At 71.8% G+C, this 14,641-nt stretch carries 10 protein-coding genes; 4 read left to right on the top strand and 6 right to left on the bottom strand.

What is annotated here, in order from left to right; translation table 11 throughout:
* Positions 1 to 143: 143 nt before the first annotated feature.
* From FGD71_RS36915 to FGD71_RS36895, 5 genes are all read right to left on the bottom strand, one after another.
* Positions 144 to 1,424: an RNA polymerase sigma factor gene (locus FGD71_RS36915; protein ID WP_119104909.1), complete on the bottom strand. Its 1,281-nt coding sequence runs from the start codon at positions 1,422 to 1,424 to the stop codon at positions 144 to 146.
* A 126-nt stretch (positions 1,425 to 1,550) separates the two neighbouring features.
* Positions 1,551 to 3,455 carry a DNA primase gene (gene dnaG, locus FGD71_RS36910; RefSeq protein WP_119104908.1) on the bottom strand — a complete coding sequence of 635 codons (1,905 nt, stop codon included), beginning with the start codon at positions 3,453 to 3,455 and terminating at the stop codon, positions 1,551 to 1,553.
* A gap of 82 nt (positions 3,456 to 3,537) precedes the next feature.
* A complete protein-coding gene (locus FGD71_RS36905) occupies positions 3,538 to 4,803 on the bottom strand; it encodes an NAD(P)/FAD-dependent oxidoreductase (RefSeq protein WP_119104907.1) in 1,266 nt (421 codons plus the stop codon).
* A gap of 299 nt (positions 4,804 to 5,102) precedes the next feature.
* Positions 5,103 to 6,500, bottom strand: a complete 1,398-nt coding sequence (locus FGD71_RS36900; RefSeq protein ID WP_119104906.1) for a deoxyguanosinetriphosphate triphosphohydrolase — start codon at positions 6,498 to 6,500, stop codon at positions 5,103 to 5,105.
* Between the two features lie 118 nt (positions 6,501 to 6,618).
* The gene (locus FGD71_RS36895; RefSeq protein ID WP_119104905.1) at positions 6,619 to 7,521 is read right to left on the bottom strand and encodes a sirohydrochlorin chelatase; all 903 of its coding nucleotides are present in this window, start codon (positions 7,519 to 7,521) and stop codon (positions 6,619 to 6,621) included.
* A gap of 244 nt (positions 7,522 to 7,765) precedes the next feature.
* Here FGD71_RS36895 and FGD71_RS36890 point away from each other — a divergent pair, with 244 nt between their 5' ends.
* Together FGD71_RS36890 and FGD71_RS36885 are read left to right on the top strand one after the other, a co-directional pair.
* The gene (locus tag FGD71_RS36890) at positions 7,766 to 8,482 is read left to right on the top strand and encodes a SanA/YdcF family protein (RefSeq protein ID WP_119104904.1); all 717 of its coding nucleotides are present in this window, start codon (positions 7,766 to 7,768) and stop codon (positions 8,480 to 8,482) included.
* A gap of 160 nt (positions 8,483 to 8,642) precedes the next feature.
* On the top strand, positions 8,643 to 10,832 hold the full coding sequence (locus FGD71_RS36885; protein WP_119104903.1) for a molybdopterin oxidoreductase family protein: 2,190 nt from the start codon (positions 8,643 to 8,645) through the stop codon (positions 10,830 to 10,832).
* Here the strand turns inward: FGD71_RS36885 and FGD71_RS36880 are convergent.
* Positions 10,829 to 11,092: a hypothetical protein gene (locus tag FGD71_RS36880; RefSeq protein WP_119104902.1), complete on the bottom strand. Its 264-nt coding sequence runs from the start codon at positions 11,090 to 11,092 to the stop codon at positions 10,829 to 10,831. The two genes, FGD71_RS36885 and FGD71_RS36880, sit on opposite strands and share 4 nt — an antisense overlap.
* A gap of 241 nt (positions 11,093 to 11,333) precedes the next feature.
* Between FGD71_RS36880 and FGD71_RS36875 the strand changes: the two genes are divergently transcribed.
* Together FGD71_RS36875 and FGD71_RS36870 are read left to right on the top strand one after the other, a co-directional pair.
* On the top strand, positions 11,334 to 12,374 hold the full coding sequence (locus FGD71_RS36875; protein ID WP_119104910.1) for a LacI family DNA-binding transcriptional regulator: 1,041 nt from the start codon (positions 11,334 to 11,336) through the stop codon (positions 12,372 to 12,374).
* Complete coding sequence (locus FGD71_RS36870; protein WP_119104901.1) at positions 12,371 to 14,548, top strand: glycoside hydrolase family 36 protein; 2,178 nt, start codon at positions 12,371 to 12,373, stop codon at positions 14,546 to 14,548. The genes FGD71_RS36875 and FGD71_RS36870 overlap by 4 nt, the downstream gene beginning before the upstream one ends.
* Positions 14,549 to 14,641 lie beyond the last annotated feature (93 nt).

Here is a 14,641-nt window from a genome sequence, read left to right as displayed (position 1 = left end):
GGCTGATTGATGCTGGCCCGGGCTGCGAAAATTCAGCCCCTCCGGCGTTTGAGGAGCGGGGGTCCGGGGGCTGGCCCCCGGAACGGGGTCTGGGGCGGAGCCCCAGGGGACGGGAATGGGTAGGGGCGGCGGGGGCGAAAAACCTAGTCCAAGTACCCCCGCAGCTGGTCCGCGAACGCATGGTCCCGGAGTTTGTTCAGCGTCTTCGACTCGATCTGGCGGATGCGCTCACGCGTGACGCCGAAGATACGGCCGATCTCCTCCAGCGTTCGCGGACGCCCGTCCGCGAGCCCGTAGCGGAGCTGGACGACCTTGCGTTCGCGTTCGCCGAGGGTGGAGAGGACGGCCTCCAGGTGCTCCCTGAGCAGCAGGAAGGCCGCCGACTCGACGGGCGACGTCGCGTCGCCGTCCTCGATCAGGTCGCCCAGGGCGACATCGTCCTCCTCGCCCACCGGGGCGTGGAGGGAGACGGGCTCCTGTGCCAGCCGCAGCACCTCGCTGACCCGCTCGCTCGGCAGATCGAGCTGGAGGCCGACCTCCTCGGGCGTCGGCTCGTAGCCGCGCTCCTGGAGCATGCGTCGCTGAACGCGGACGACACGGTTGATCAACTCGACGACGTGGACGGGGACTCGGATGGTCCGGGCCTGGTCGGCGAGGGCGCGCGACATGGCCTGGCGGATCCACCAGGTCGCGTAGGTCGAGAACTTGTACCCGCGGGCGTAGTCGAACTTCTCCACGGCGCGGATGAGACCGAGGTTGCCTTCCTGCACCAGGTCGAGCATGGTCAGGCCGCGCCCCACATACCGCTTGGCGACGGAGACCACGAGCCGCAGGTTGGCTTCGATCAGGCGGCGCTTGGCCACCCGGCCCATGACCACCAACTTGTCGAGATCCAGGGCAAGTTGGCTGTCCAGGTCGGGGGTACCCGCGAGCTTCTCCTCGGCGAAGAGGCCGGCCTCGACACGGCGTGCGAGGTCCACCTCCTCGGCGGCGGTGAGCAGGGGGATCCGCCCGATCTCGCGCAGGTACTGGCGGAACAGGTCGGAGGACGGGCCTCCGGTGTCGGTGACCCGGGCACGGCGCAGCGGCTCGACGGGCTCGGGCGCCTCGGTCTCGATGACGCCGGCCGGCGGATCGTCGAGGCCGGGCGGGCTCTCCGGCCCGGCTTCGGGATGGTGCGCGACACGGCTCTGTGGCGGCACCGCCGAAATGACGTCCGCGTCCGTGATGTTGTCGGTCTCTGTGAGGGTCTGGGTCTGCACGGGGGCGACCTCCAGGGTGATCGCTGCTGAGGCATGCGGCAGCGGTACTTCGCGAACGGACTCGACGGCCGCGCCGCCATCCGTCCCGTACACGTTGAGCGGAACCGCGGGGATGGAGGACCCGTCGCGTTCGGGTCGGCCGCGCTCCGAGGACTCAGGCACCGGAACCCAGTGTGGAGTACGACACATCCTCGCCACGAGGGGCGTGCGGTGACTTTTTGAGTCCCGTCCGTGACCGGGTGGTTACCCTGACGTACGGGTGCCCGGTCAGCGGGCACGAAACCACCGTCAGAGAGCTTCCGCGCCTCGCTCGCGCAATGCCTGCCCGTACTGCTGGAGCACCCACAACTCGTTCTGCACGGCGGCCAGGTGGGCCGGGTCGCCGTGCGCGCCCAGGCGGGCGAGATTGCCCTGGACCTCGTGGATGCGGCGGTCGACGGCGCGGCGGCGGACCATGACGAGCTGATCGCCGGCGTACACCTCGTCCACGGTCCGGCGCATGATGGCCTCGACCGCGAGCTCCGTGACCATGGCGCGGACCGCGTTGTCCGGAGCGGCCTCACGGACCCGGACCAGATACTCCTGGGGGTCCTGGACTCCGTACTCCGCGCCGCCCGCGTCCATGATCGCCTGCCGTACGGCCGCGTACGGCGGGGCGGTGAACTCGTCGATCCCGTACGCGTCGAAGGCCGGGGAGACCAACTCCGGGCGCTGGAGGGCGAGTTTGAGCAGCTCGCGCTCGGTGGCGAACACGGGGTTGCGGAGGTTCAGGGCGGGGCCCGACGGTGCTCTCACCGCGGCGTACGACTGTGCGGGGCCGCCCTGTTGCCGGGCCGGAGCCGGGCCCTTGCCGCCCCGGTCCCGTGCCCAACGGGCCAGCTGGGCCACCCGCTTGACCACGAACTGCGTGTCCAGAATGCCCAGCATGCCCGCGAGTTCCACGGCCACCTCGTGCTGGGCGCCGCTGTTCTTGATGCGGGCCACGATGGGCGCCGCCTCGTCGAGCGCGGCGGCGCGGCCCGCCGGGGTTTCCAGGTCGTAGCGGGCGACGATCTGGCGCAGCGCGAACTCGAAGAGCGGCATACGGGGTTCGACCAGGTCGGCGACCGCCTCGTCGCCCTTGGCCAGGCGCAGCTCGCAGGGGTCCATACCGTCCGGCGCGATGGCGATGTAGGTCTCGGCGGCGAACTTCTGGTCGTCCTCGAAGGCGCGCAGGGCCGCCTTCTGGCCGGCCGCGTCGCCGTCGAAGGTGAAGATGACACGCGCCGAGCCGTTGTCCATCAGGAGCCGGCGGAGGATCTTGATGTGGTCGCCGCCGAAGGCCGTACCGCAGGTGGCGATGGCCGTCGTCACGCCCGCGAGATGGCAGGCCATCACATCCGTGTACCCCTCGACCACGACGGCGCGGCTGGTCTTGGCGATCTCCTTCTTGGCGAGGTCGATGCCGTAGAGGACCTGTGACTTCCGGTAGATCGCCGTGTCGGGGGTGTTCAGGTACTTGGGCCCGTTGTCCGACTCGTACAGCTTCCGCGCGCCGAAGCCGACGACCTCGCCGCCGATGTCGCGGATCGGCCACATCAGGCGGCCCCGGAAGCGGTCGATGGGGCCGCGGCGGCCGTCCTGGGCAAGGCCGGAAAGGAGGATCTCCTTGTCGCTGAAGCCCTTGCCGCGCAGATAGCGGGAGAGGTGGTCCCAGCCCTGAGGGCTGTAGCCGACGCCGAAGTGGGCGGCGGCCGCCTGGTCGAAGCCGCGCTCGGCCAGGAACTTACGACCGGTGTCGGCCTCCGGGCTGGTGTCGAGCTGCTCGAGGTAGAACTGGGCGGCGATCTTGTGGGCCTCCACCAGCCGGATGCGCTCGCCACGCTGGTGGGAGGGGTTGTAGCCGCCCTCCTCATAGCGGAGGGTGATGCCCGCCTGGCCGGCCAGGCGCTCGACCGCCTCCGAGAAGGAGAGGTGGTCGACCTTCATCACGAAGGTGATGGTGTCGCCGCCCTCCTGGCAGCCGAAGCAGTGGAAGAACCCCTTGCTCGGGCTGACCGTGAAGGAGGGCGACTTCTCGTCGTGGAACGGGCAGAGGCCTTTGAGGTTTCCCCCGCCCGCGTTACGCAGCTGGAGGTACTCGGACACTACGGCGTCGATCGGAACCGCGTCCCGAACCGCCTTCACGTCCTCGTCGTTGATCCTTCCGGCCACGAGGTGATTCTACGGGGCAGAACTGACACTCCTTGGGCGAGGTGAACGGCGGGGGTGGTGTGACAGTGGCGTACGCCGTCGGTCACGGGACCAGGCTGTCCAGCGCGACGTGCGGGTCCGCCAGCGCCTCCGTGTTCACCTGAGCTGTCGACCGGATCAGCCGCTGGATCGGCTCCGTGACATCCCACACGTTCACGTTCATCCCGGCGAGGACCCGCCCCTGCTTCAGCCAGAAGGCGATGAACTGCCGCTTGCCCGCGTCGCCCCGGATCACCACTTGGTCGTACGCGCCCGGGGGCGCCCAGCCCGAGTACTCGAGCCCGACGTCGTACTGGTCGGAGAAGAAATAGGGCACCCGGTCGTACGTCAGCTCGCGGCCCAGCATCGCGCGGGCCGCCGCGGGGCCGCCGTTGAGGGCGTTGGCCCAGTGCTCCACGCGCAGCCGGACGTCGAAGAGGGCGTGGTGGTAGGCGGCCACGTCGCCGGCCGCGTAGATGTCGGGGTCCGAGGTACGCAGCCGCTCGTCGACGGCGATGCCGCCGCCCTGCGAGCGGTCGACCAGGGTGAGGCCCGCGGCCTCGGCGAGGCCGGTGCGGGGCGCCGCGCCGATCGCGGCGAGCACATCGTGGGCGGGGTGTTCCTCGCCGTCTTCCGTGCGGGCCGCCAGGACCATGCCGTCCTGGCCGGTGATCTCGGCGAGCCGGGTGCCGAAGTGGAAGCGGACGCCCCGCTCGGCGTGCAGGTCGGTGAACATCTGCCCGATCTCGGGGCCGAAGACCCCGTACAGCGGAGTGGGCTGTGGCGCGACGACGGTGACTTCGGCGCCGTACTCGCGGGCCGCGGCGGCGACCTCCAGGCCGATCCAGCCGGCGCCCGCGATGACGATGTGGCCGTTGTCGCGGCCGAGGGCGGCGAGGACGCCCTTGAGGCGCTCGGCGTGCGCGAGGCGGCGCAGGTGGTGCACGCCGGCCAGGCCGGTCCCCGGGATGTCCAGGCGGCGGGGCTCGGCGCCGGTCGCGAGCAGCAGCTTGTCGTAGTGGGCGAGGGTGCCGTCGTCGCCGAAGCGGACCGTCTTCGCCGTCCGGTCGATCGCGTCGACGGTCTGGCCGAGGTGGAGTTCGATGTCGTTGCGCGCGTACCACGCGGGCTCGTGCACGAAGACGCTGTGGCGCTCCTCCTTGCCGAGCAGAAAGCCCTTGGACAACGGCGGGCGCTCGTACGGGTGGTCGCGTTCGTCGCAGATCAGTATCACGCGGCCGGTGAAGCCCTCCGCACGGAGCGTCTCGGCCGCCTTCGCGCCGGCCAGACCTCCTCCGACGATGACGAATGTCTGATCCGCGTCGACCACGTGATGCCTCCTCATAACAGTGCCGCCACATGTGAGCGTCCCGCACGCAGCGTGATGCGGGAAGAGGGAGTGGCCCGTTCAGGCCACGGAGGGTCACCTTCGTGCGCCCGCTTGCCTCCACGGTGGGTGATTTCGCCCCCGCCGCCCCTGCCATTTCCGCGGCTGATCATTTCAGCCGAGGGCGGCATCGATCAGCCCGTCCGGCGTTTGGGGACGAGGCCGTTCAGGCCGATCGGGGGTCTGGGGGCGCAGTCCCCAGTTTCGGGAAGGGGTGGGCTTGAGGAAGAAGAACCCCCAGCTCAGCCACCCGTCAACCGCGCGTGCAGCGACCGTGCCGACGCGTCCGTCAGCGAGGCGATCTGGTCGACGATGACACGCTTGCGGGCCCTGTCGTCCGGCGCCTCGTCGAACAGCGCGCGGAACTGCGGGTCCAGCCCCTCCGGCGCGCGAGCGGTGAGCGCCCCGGCCAGCTCCGCGACCACGACCCGCTGGTCGGCGCGCAACCGCTCCTGCTCGGCGCGCTGCATGACGTACCGGTCGGCGACGGCCTTGAGGACCGCGCACTCCAGGCGCGCGCCGCTCGGTACGACCAGTTCGGCGGCGTACCGCGTGAGCCGCCCGCTGCCGTACGCCGCCCGTGTCGCCCCCTCGGCGGCCAGGCAGAAGCGGCCGATGAGCTGGCTCGTGGCGTCCTTCAGGCGGGCCTGCGCGACGGCCGATCCGTCGTAGCCGTGCGGCCACCACTCCTGGGCCAGCAGCCGGTCGAGGGCCTCGGCGAGCGCGGCGGGGTCGGTGTCCTCGGGCACGTACCGCCCGATCGCCACCGCGAAGACCGACTGCCGTTCGGGCTCCGCGCGCAGGCAGCCCGGGTCGATGTGGCCCGCGTGCAGGCCGTCCTCGACGTCGTGCACGGAGTACGCCACGTCGTCGGCCCAGTCCATGACCTGGGCCTCGAAGCAGGTGCGGTGGGCGGGGGCGCCTTTGCGGACCCAGTCGAAGACCGGCCGGTCGTCCTCGTAGACCCCGAACTTCGATGACTTGGGGTCGGCGGGGTGGCCGCCGCGCGGCCAGGGGTACTTGGTGGCGGCGTCGAGGGCGGCGCGCGTGAGGTTGAGGCCCACACTGACCAGGTCACCGCCGCTCGCGGCGGCGGCGTCCGATGTCGCGGCCGGGGCCCGTACGAAACGCTTGGGCTCGATGCGGGCCAGCAGCCGCAGCGACTGCGCGTTCCCCTCGAAACCGCCGCAGTCCTCCGCGAACTCGTTCAGCGCCTGCTCACCGTTGTGCCCGAAGGGCGGGTGTCCCAGGTCGTGCGAGAGGCAGGCCGCCTCGACGAGATCCGGGTCGCAGCCGAGGGCCGCGCCCAGTTCACGGCCGACCTGGGCGCACTCCAGGGAGTGGGTCAGCCGCGTACGGGGGCTGGCGTCCCACACCTGACTGGGGGTCCCCCCTGTTCGAGCGAAGTCGAGAACTTGGGGGAGGGTGCCTGGCGTGACCACCTGGGTCTTGCCCGCGAGGCGGCGCAGCGCGGCGGAGTGCAGCACACGCGCGCGGTCGCGCTGGAAGGCGGTGCGCCCGGGCCGCTTGTCCGGCTCGACGGCCCACCGCTCGACGGCCGTCTCGTCGTACGCGTCCGGCGTGGCATGGTCTTCGTACGTCTGCGGTGCCTTCGGTGCGTTCGGTGCGGTGCCTGCCATGCCCCGACAGTAGACGCAGGCAGCGACAAACGGGACGCACAGCGCCGGGTCGAGCGCCTGCTTCAGGCCGTCAGGCCGTCAACCCGTCAGGCCGTCAACCCGTCAGGCCGTCAACCCGTCAGGCCGAGGCCAGCCGGCGCTCCGGTGCGGACGCGGGGGCGGCGACCGTCTGGTCGTAGCGGTGCAGGACGAGGCGGGCCATCGCCGGGTGCGCGCCGAGCGGGGCCGCGGCGATCCAGGGGGCGGCTTCGGCGCACTCGGTGGCGAAGCGTCCGGGAGCGGTGAAGTACGAGGCGACCGCGACCCGGTCGCGGCCGCGGGCGGCGAGCGCGCGCACCGCGTGCGGGACGGTGGGCGCGGCGGCGGAGGCGTATGCCGGGACAACGGGTACGCCGAGGCGTTCGGCGAGGAGCTGGGCGGTGCGCCGGGTGTCGACGGCGGCGTCGGGGTCCCGGGAGCCGGCGGCGGCGAGCACGACACCGCTGGAGCGGCGGGCGGCCTCGCTCATCCGGGACCGCCAGCCGGCCTCGACGAGTCGCGCGTACAGCGTCTCCACGAGCAGCGGGTGCGGGCCGAGCGGCGCGGCGACGCGGGTGCGTGCGGCCGAGGCTGCCGCGGCTTCGGGGATGTCCTGCTTGACGTGGTAGCCGCGGCTGAGCAGGAGGGGCACGAGCACGGCTTCGGCGGTGCCGAGGGAGGCGAGCGTGTCGGGCAGCAGGGGCTCGTTCAGCTCGATGTGTCCGAGGTGCACGGGCACCTCGGGGCGCAGCTCGCGGACCTTCTCGATGAGGGCGCGGATGGTGCTCAGGGCCCGCGGGTCACGGCTGCCGTGGCCCACGAGGACGAGCGCGGGCGGCGTGCCGCGCCGCCTGCCGTCCAGCGAGACGAGGCTGAGCTGGCTGCCGAGCTGGCTGGTGATCCGGTTCATGAGTTGCGCCGTACTGTCGAGGTGACCGCCACGGAGCGGCTGGCCGCCGGGGCGGGGCTGGGACTCGTCGCGAAGAGGGTTCGACGCCGTCATGCACCGATGGTGGCGGTACGACGTTGCCGTCCCGTTGCGCGGGAATGACGAGTGTTTTCCGGGGGTTCACGGCGCCCTGTCAGGGGTGTGTGAGGTGTTCTGACCTGCGCCTATGCCTCTACCTGTGAGACCGGTCACGCCGTGCGCCGTGAACCGGATCGCCTCGCGCGGCGTCCCTGATGGTCGTATCGCCGAACCGGACGGCGGCCTCGGCCGACCGTCCCGGGGACCTGGGGGACACCGCATGCGCCTGCCGCATCTGCCGCATTTGCCGCACCTGCCGCTGACCGTCCGTCGACCGCGGCTGCCGCGCACCCGTGCCGGACAGCGGCGGGCCGTGCAGGCGCTGATGCTGCTGTGCGTGCTCGCGCTGCTGCCCGCCACCTGGATGTTCACCGTGACGGGTGACCGGCTGCGTACGGCGGCGGACGTGCCGCGCACCGAGGTCGCGGTCGTCTTCGGCGCCGGTCTGTGGCAGGGCGAGCCCTCCCCCTACCTGGCTCACCGCCTCGACGCGGCCGCGCGACTGTATCGCGAGGGCCGTATCGAGGTCGTCCTGGTCACCGGCGACAACAGCCGCGAGGACTACGACGAGCCGGACGCCATGCGTACGTACCTCACGCGACAAGGCGTCCCGGACGCCCGCATCGTCAGCGACTACGCGGGCTTCGACACCTGGGACTCCTGCGTCCGCGCCAAGAAGATCTTCGGCGTCGACAAGGCCGTGCTCATCAGCCAGGGCTTCCACATCCGCCGGGCGGTCGCGCTGTGCCAGGAGGCGGGTGTCACCGCGTACGGCGTCGGGGTGGACGACCGGCACGACGCGACCTGGTACTACGGCGGCGTCCGTGAGCTGATCGCGGCGAACAAGGCGGCGCTGGACGCGCTGTTCGAGCCCGACCCCCGGTTCCTCGGGCCGAAGGAACCAGGGGTCGCGGCGGCGCTGGCCGACGGCCGGTGAACCGAGGCCGGGCCCAGGGACGTCGTTTGGATCACTCCGGACCCGCCACGCCTGGTCCGGCAGCCCTCACGTCCGCCCGGACCGCGCGAAGAGGTCCCCGTGCCTGCCGCGTAACGGGACGCGTTCCGGTGCGTAACACGTCCGACGCACGCTGAAGGGTATGCAGACCTCCGTTACGCCCACCCACTGTCCCTACTGCGCCCTGCAGTGCGGCATGAACCTGACGCCCGCGCCCGAAGGGGCCGACAGCGTGGTCGAGGTGGTGGAGCGCGCGGACTTCCCCGTGAACCGGGGCGCACTGTGCGGCAAGGGCCGTACCGCGCCCGCGCTGCTCTCCTCCCGGGTCCGGCTCACTTCCCCGCTGGTCCGGAACGCCGGTGTTCTGGAGCCCGCCACCTGGGAGGAGGCCCTCGCCCGGATCGCCGACGGGCTGATCCGCACGCGCGCGGAGCACGGCCCGGACGCGAACGGCGTGTTCGGCGGCGGCGGGCTGACCAACGAGAAGGCGTACACGCTGGGGAAGTTCGCCCGCGTCGTGCTCGGCACCTCGCAGATCGACTACAACGGACGCTTCTGCATGTCGTCCGCGGCCGCCGGCGGCATGAAGGCCTTCGGTCTGGACCGGGGGCTGCCCTTCCCGCTGGAGGACATTCCGAAGACCGGCTGTGTCATCCTCGTCGGCTCGAACCTCGCCGAGACGATGCCGCCCGCGCTCCGCTATCTCACCGAACTCAAGGAGAACGGCGGGAAGCTGGTCGTCATCGATCCCCGCCGGACACGGACCGCCGAGCAGGCGGATCTGCACCTGGCGCCGCGCCCCGGGACGGATCTCGCCCTGGCCCTCGGGCTGTTGCACCTGGTGGTGGCGGAGGGGCGCACGGACGAGGCGTACATCCAGGAGCGTACGAGCGGCTGGGAGGAGGCGCGGGCGGCGGCGATGGCGCACTGGCCGGAGTACGTGGAGCGGATCACCGGCGTGTCCGTGCCCGAACTCCGGGAGACCGTACGGCTGTTCTGCGAGCCGGAGTCCGCGATGGTGCTCACCGCGCGCGGGCCCGAGCAGCAGTCCAAGGGGACGGACACGGTCGGCGCGTGGATCAACCTCTGTCTGGCCACCGGCCGTCCGGGCCGTCCCTTCTCCGGATACGGCTGCCTCACCGGACAGGGCAATGGGCAGGGCGGCCGTGAACACGGCCAGAAGGCCGACCAGTTGCCCGGCTACCGCAAGCTCGACGACCCGGCGGCCCGCCGCCACGTGGCTGAGGTCTGGGGCGTCGACCCGGACTCGCTGCCGGGCCCGGGGCGCAGCGCGTACGAGCTGCTGGACGCCCTGGGGACGGACATCCGTTCGCTGCTGCTGATGGCCTCGAACCCGGTGGTCTCCGCCCCGCGCGCCGCCCACATCGAGGAGCGCCTGCGCTCCCTGGACTTCCTCGCGGTCGCTGACGTGGTCCTCTCGGAGACGGCCGCCCTCGCGGACGTCGTCCTCCCGGTCACCCAGTGGGCGGAGGAGACGGGCACGATGACGAACCTCGAGGGACGCGTTCTGCTCCGCCGCCGGGCGATCACGCCCCCGGACGGCGTACGGAGCGACCTCGACGTCCTCCATGAACTCGCTGCCCGCCTGGGCGTGGAGAAGGGCTTCCCGACGGACCCGGAGGAGGTCTTCGAGGAGCTGCGCAGGGCGAGCGCGGGTGGCCCCGCCGACTACTCGGGCATCACCTACCGCCGGCTGGCCGAGGAGAACGGGGTGTTCTGGCCGTGCCCGGCGCCCGGCTCACCGGAGGGATCCGCGGACGCCGCAGACGCCACGGACGCCGACGATGCCGAGGACTCCGCGCTCGACGTGCTGCCGGACGACCCCGCAGGCGAGTCCACGGAGCAGGCGCACCCCGGTACGCCCCGGCTCTTCCTCGACCGTTTCGCCACCCCTGACGGCCGCGCCCGCTTCGTCGCCGTGACGCACCGGCCCCTCGCCGAGGAGCCCGACGCCGAGTATCCGGTGCTGCTGACCACCGGACGCGTGGTGTCCCAGTACCAGTCGGGTGCCCAGACCCGTCGTGTGGACGAGCTCAACGCCGCCGCCCCCTCCTCCTTCGTGGAGCTGCACCCGAGGCTCGCCGAACGCCTCGGGGCCGCTGACGGGGACTCCCTGGCCGTCGTGTCCCGGCGCGGACGCGCGGTCGCGCCCGCGCGGATCACCACGTCCATCCGGCCCGACACCGTCTTCATGCCGTTCCACTGGCCGGGCGAGGGCCGGGCCAACACACTGACCAACCCGGCCCTCGACCCGACCTCACGCATGCCGGAGTTCAAGGCGTGCGCGGTACGCGTGGAGCGCGCCGACTAACCCAATACTGGCGCCACTTCGCTGCCGGGGCGCGGGACCGAGACCTCGAAGTCCACCTTGCTGGACGCGGTGTTGAGCGATCCGACGTCCTTGGTGCCGGAGGCGGCGTAGCCGTTGGCGAGCCGGGAGGGTGCGGCCTCGGTCCCCCGGGCTTCGGTCTCTTGCGCGGCGGCCCCTTGTGCGACGGACATCGCACCTCCCATCAGCCCCAGGGCGAGGATCGCGCCGGTCCAACGTCTCGTGCGCGTTCTGCGCGTCAATGCATCGGCTCCTGGACTCTTGTGTGAACGGTCACATCAGCGCATGATTCTCCCGCTGCGGCAAGGAGTGTCAACAGCTGTCACAGCAGTAATTACTGGATGACCGCGACCACTTGCGTCGCACACAGTGAGGTGACCGCTCACATATGCCGGTGCCGTGCTGTCGATGTGAGGTCGTCGGGGCGACGAGCCGCGGTCGCCGGTTCCGTGAACCATGTTCGTGAACGATGATGAAGGGCTGATGCACACCACTTCGGACGCCGTGGGCGTCACCTCCGTGACCATCCGGGACGTCGCCCGCGCCGCCGGCGTTTCGTACCAGACCGTCTCGCGGGTCATCAACGGCAACGAACGCGTCGCCGACGCCACCCGGCAGCGGGTGATGGCCGCGATCGACGAGCTCGGATACCGGCCGAACCAGGCGGCGCGCGAACTCGCCGGCAAGGCGGTCCGCTCGCTGACCGTGCTCACCTCGGACACTTCGCTGTACGGCAACGCGACGGCGCTGCGCGGGGTGGAGGAGGCCGCGCGTTCGGCCGGGTTCACGGTGTCCATCAGCGTGCTCGACCGGAACGCGACGCTCGACTCCGAACAGCTGCGGGCCCGGCTTACGCGCCCCGGTGAGCCCGTCGTCGTCATCGCCTTCGACGCGGCCGGGGCACGCGCCCTGGAACTGCTGCCGCCGGATGTGCCGGTGGCGGCGATGGTGGAGCGGCCGCCGGGTGTGGACGCCGATCCCCGGCACGTGTGGCTCGACGACCGGCTGGCGGCAACGCGCGCGACCCGGTACCTGCTGGGCCTGGGGCACCGGGCCGTGCACTGTCTCGCGCTGCCGTCGTCCACCGCACGCAACGCGCAGCGGACGGAAGGGTGGCTGGACGCCCTGCGGGAGGCGGGAGTCGATGTGCCGCCTCCGGTCGAGGGCGGGTGGACGCCGCGCTCCGGATACCTGGCCGCCCGCGAACTGCTCTCCCGGCCGGACGTGACGGCCGTGCTGTGCGGCAACGACGATCTCGCGCTCGGGGTGCTCCGGGCGGCACGTGAGGCGGGGCGCCGGGTGCCGGACGAGCTGAGTGTCGTGGGCTTCGACGACACACCCGCGTCCGCCTATCTGGCACCGGCGCTGACCACCGTACGGCTGGACTTCGAGGGGCTCGGCCGGACCTGCTTCGGCCTGCTGCACCGGCTGCTGGATGCGGCGGCCCCCGTGCAGGAGCCGTGCGCGGAGCCGGAGTTGATCGTGCGCGAGAGTTCGGGGCCGCATCGTGGGGGGATCGGGTGACGCAGGACCACAGCTATCGGTGGGGCCATTTCGGGCTCACCGTCGAATTCGACCTCGGCGGGGACACGCCCCGGCTGCTCCGGGTGGGGCGACCGGCCGAGCCCGGGTCCGCCCCGGAGGACGTCGGCGGTGCCGCGCTGCCGCTGGCCGACCTGACCCTGGCCGGCGAGGGCACCGGCTGGTCGGGGCCGCGGTTCACGGGGACGGCGCTCGGGCCGCGTCTGAAGTACCGCTCGCACGAGGCGACGTACGGCGCGACGCACTACACGAGGTACGACGCGACGCACGAGGGGACGCACGGCGCGACGCACGAGGGGACGCACGACACAAGGCACGACGCGACGCACGGTGACGGCTGGCACCGTCTGACCGTCGAACTCCACGACCCGGAAAGCGGGTTGGCCGTCTTCGCCGAGTACGCCTCACCCGACGGGGTGCCCGTGCTGCGCTCCCGGGTACGGCTGCGCAACGACGGCCCCGCGCCGGTCACCGTGCGCTCGGTCGGCAGTCTGCTGCTGGGCGGACTGCCCTCCCCCGACGACCTGCTCGTGTACCGGGCGCGCAACGACTGGCTCGCCGAATGCCGTTGGTACGCCGAGCCGTTGCGGGCCACCGTGCCCGACATCGGCCGGGATTTCCACGAGCACGACAGCCGGGCGGCCGTACGGCTCTCCGGGCGCGGCAGCTGGCCCACCGACGGGCACCTGGCCATGGGCGCGTTCGTCGACCGTACGGACGAGCGCGGCTGGCTGTGGCAGATCGAGTCCGCGGCGAGCTGGTCCTGGGAGGCGGGAGAAGCCGGCCGGCACACGTATCTGTCCTTGAGCGGGCCGACGGCGGACGAGCATCGATGGTGTGAAGTCCTGGAACCCGGTGAGGAGTTCAGCGGCGAGTGGGCGGCGCTGGCGCTGGGCACCGGCTTCGACGGAGCGCTGGCAGCGATGACGTCGTACCGCCGTCTCGTCCGGCGCCCGCACCCGGACCATGAGCGGCTGCCCGTCGTCTTCAACGACTACATGAACACGCTGATGGGCGACCCGACCACCGAGAAGCTGCTGCCGCTGATCGACGCTGCGGCTGCGGCCGGTGCGGAGTACTTCTGTGTCGACTCCGGCTGGTACGACGACGACTCCGCGGGCTGGTGGGACAGCGTCGGGGCGTGGCTGCCGTCCTCGGGGCGCTTCCCCGGCGGGGGGATCGAGGCGGTACTCGACCGTATTCGGTCGCGCGGGATGGTGCCGGGGCTGTGGCTGGAGCCGGAGGTCGTCGGGGTCCGCAGTCCCGTCGCGCGCGAGCTGCCCGACGAGGCGTTCTTGCGCCACAAGGGTGGCATCCGGGTCACCGAACAGGGCCGCCATCAGCTGGACTTGACCCACCCTGCGGCTCGCGCCCACCTCGACCGGACGGTCGACCGGATCGTGGGCGAATGGGGCGTGGGCTATCTGAAGCTGGACTACAACATCACCACGTCCGTGGCGGGGCTGCTCGGCCACTCGCGGGCCTGGCTGTCCTGGCTGTCGTCCGTGCTGGACCGCCATCCTTCGCTGGTGATCGAGAACTGCGCGTCCGGGGGGATGCGGATGGACGGAGCGTCCCTGGCCGTCGCCCAGCTCCAGTCCACGTCCGACCAGCAGGACGCGCTGCGCTGTCCGCCGATCGCGGCCGCCGCGCCGACGGCTGTGCCGCCGGAGCAGGGGGCCGTGTGGGCGTACCCGCAGCCGTCGTTCACCGACGAGGAGATCAACTTCACGCTCGGTTCGGCGCTGCTCGGGCGGGTCCATCTGTCCGGCCACCTGGATCGGATGGCGCCGGAGCAGCTCGCGTTGGTGCGGGACGCGGTGTCCACGTACAAGTCGATACGGGGTGACCTGCGGTCGGCTGTACCGTTCTGGCCGCTCGGGCTGCCGGGGTGGACGGACGAGTGGGTGGCGCTGGGGTTGAGGGCGTGGCCGGGCACGGGGGCCACGTATCTCTCGGTCTGGCGCAGGGGCGGCGAGCCTGAACGGATGCTGCCCGTACCGCACTTGGCGGGCCAGGAGGGCGTACGGGTGGAGATCCTGCATCCGGCTGGGGCTGGTGGGGCCGCGGTGGAATGGGACGGGGCGGCGGTGCGGGTCGTTCTGCCTGCGGCCCCGGCGGTTGTGGTGGTGCGGCTGGTCGGGGTTTCGCCTTAGGCCGCCCGGTTGGTGGGTGGGTCGGGGTCGTGTGCCGGTGCGTCCGCCCGTCGCCGCGGGGGCGTACGGCCCGGTGTTGGTACAGCGTGCGGG

Origin of the sequence: Streptomyces sporangiiformans, from assembly GCF_005768555.2 — a bacterium.
Lineage (GTDB): Bacteria > Actinomycetota > Actinomycetes > Streptomycetales > Streptomycetaceae > Streptomyces > Streptomyces sporangiiformans.
Note: the sequence above shows the minus strand (reverse complement) of the source record. Positions and strands in the feature narration are given on the sequence as shown.

Bases quoted from the DNA above. Each gene is read 5' to 3' on its own strand.
- FGD71_RS36885 (WP_119104903.1), top strand. From the start codon at position 8,643: ATGCAGACCTCCGTTACGCCCACCCACTGTCCCTACTGCGCCCTGCAG.
- FGD71_RS36890 (WP_119104904.1), top strand. From the start codon at position 7,766: ATGCGCCTGCCGCATCTGCCGCATTTGCCGCACCTGCCGCTGACCGTC.
- FGD71_RS36900 (WP_119104906.1), bottom strand. From the start codon at position 6,500: ATGGCAGGCACCGCACCGAACGCACCGAAGGCACCGCAGACGTACGAA.
- FGD71_RS36895 (WP_119104905.1), bottom strand. From the start codon at position 7,521: ATGACGGCGTCGAACCCTCTTCGCGACGAGTCCCAGCCCCGCCCCGGC.
- FGD71_RS36875 (WP_119104910.1), top strand. From the start codon at position 11,334: ATGCACACCACTTCGGACGCCGTGGGCGTCACCTCCGTGACCATCCGG.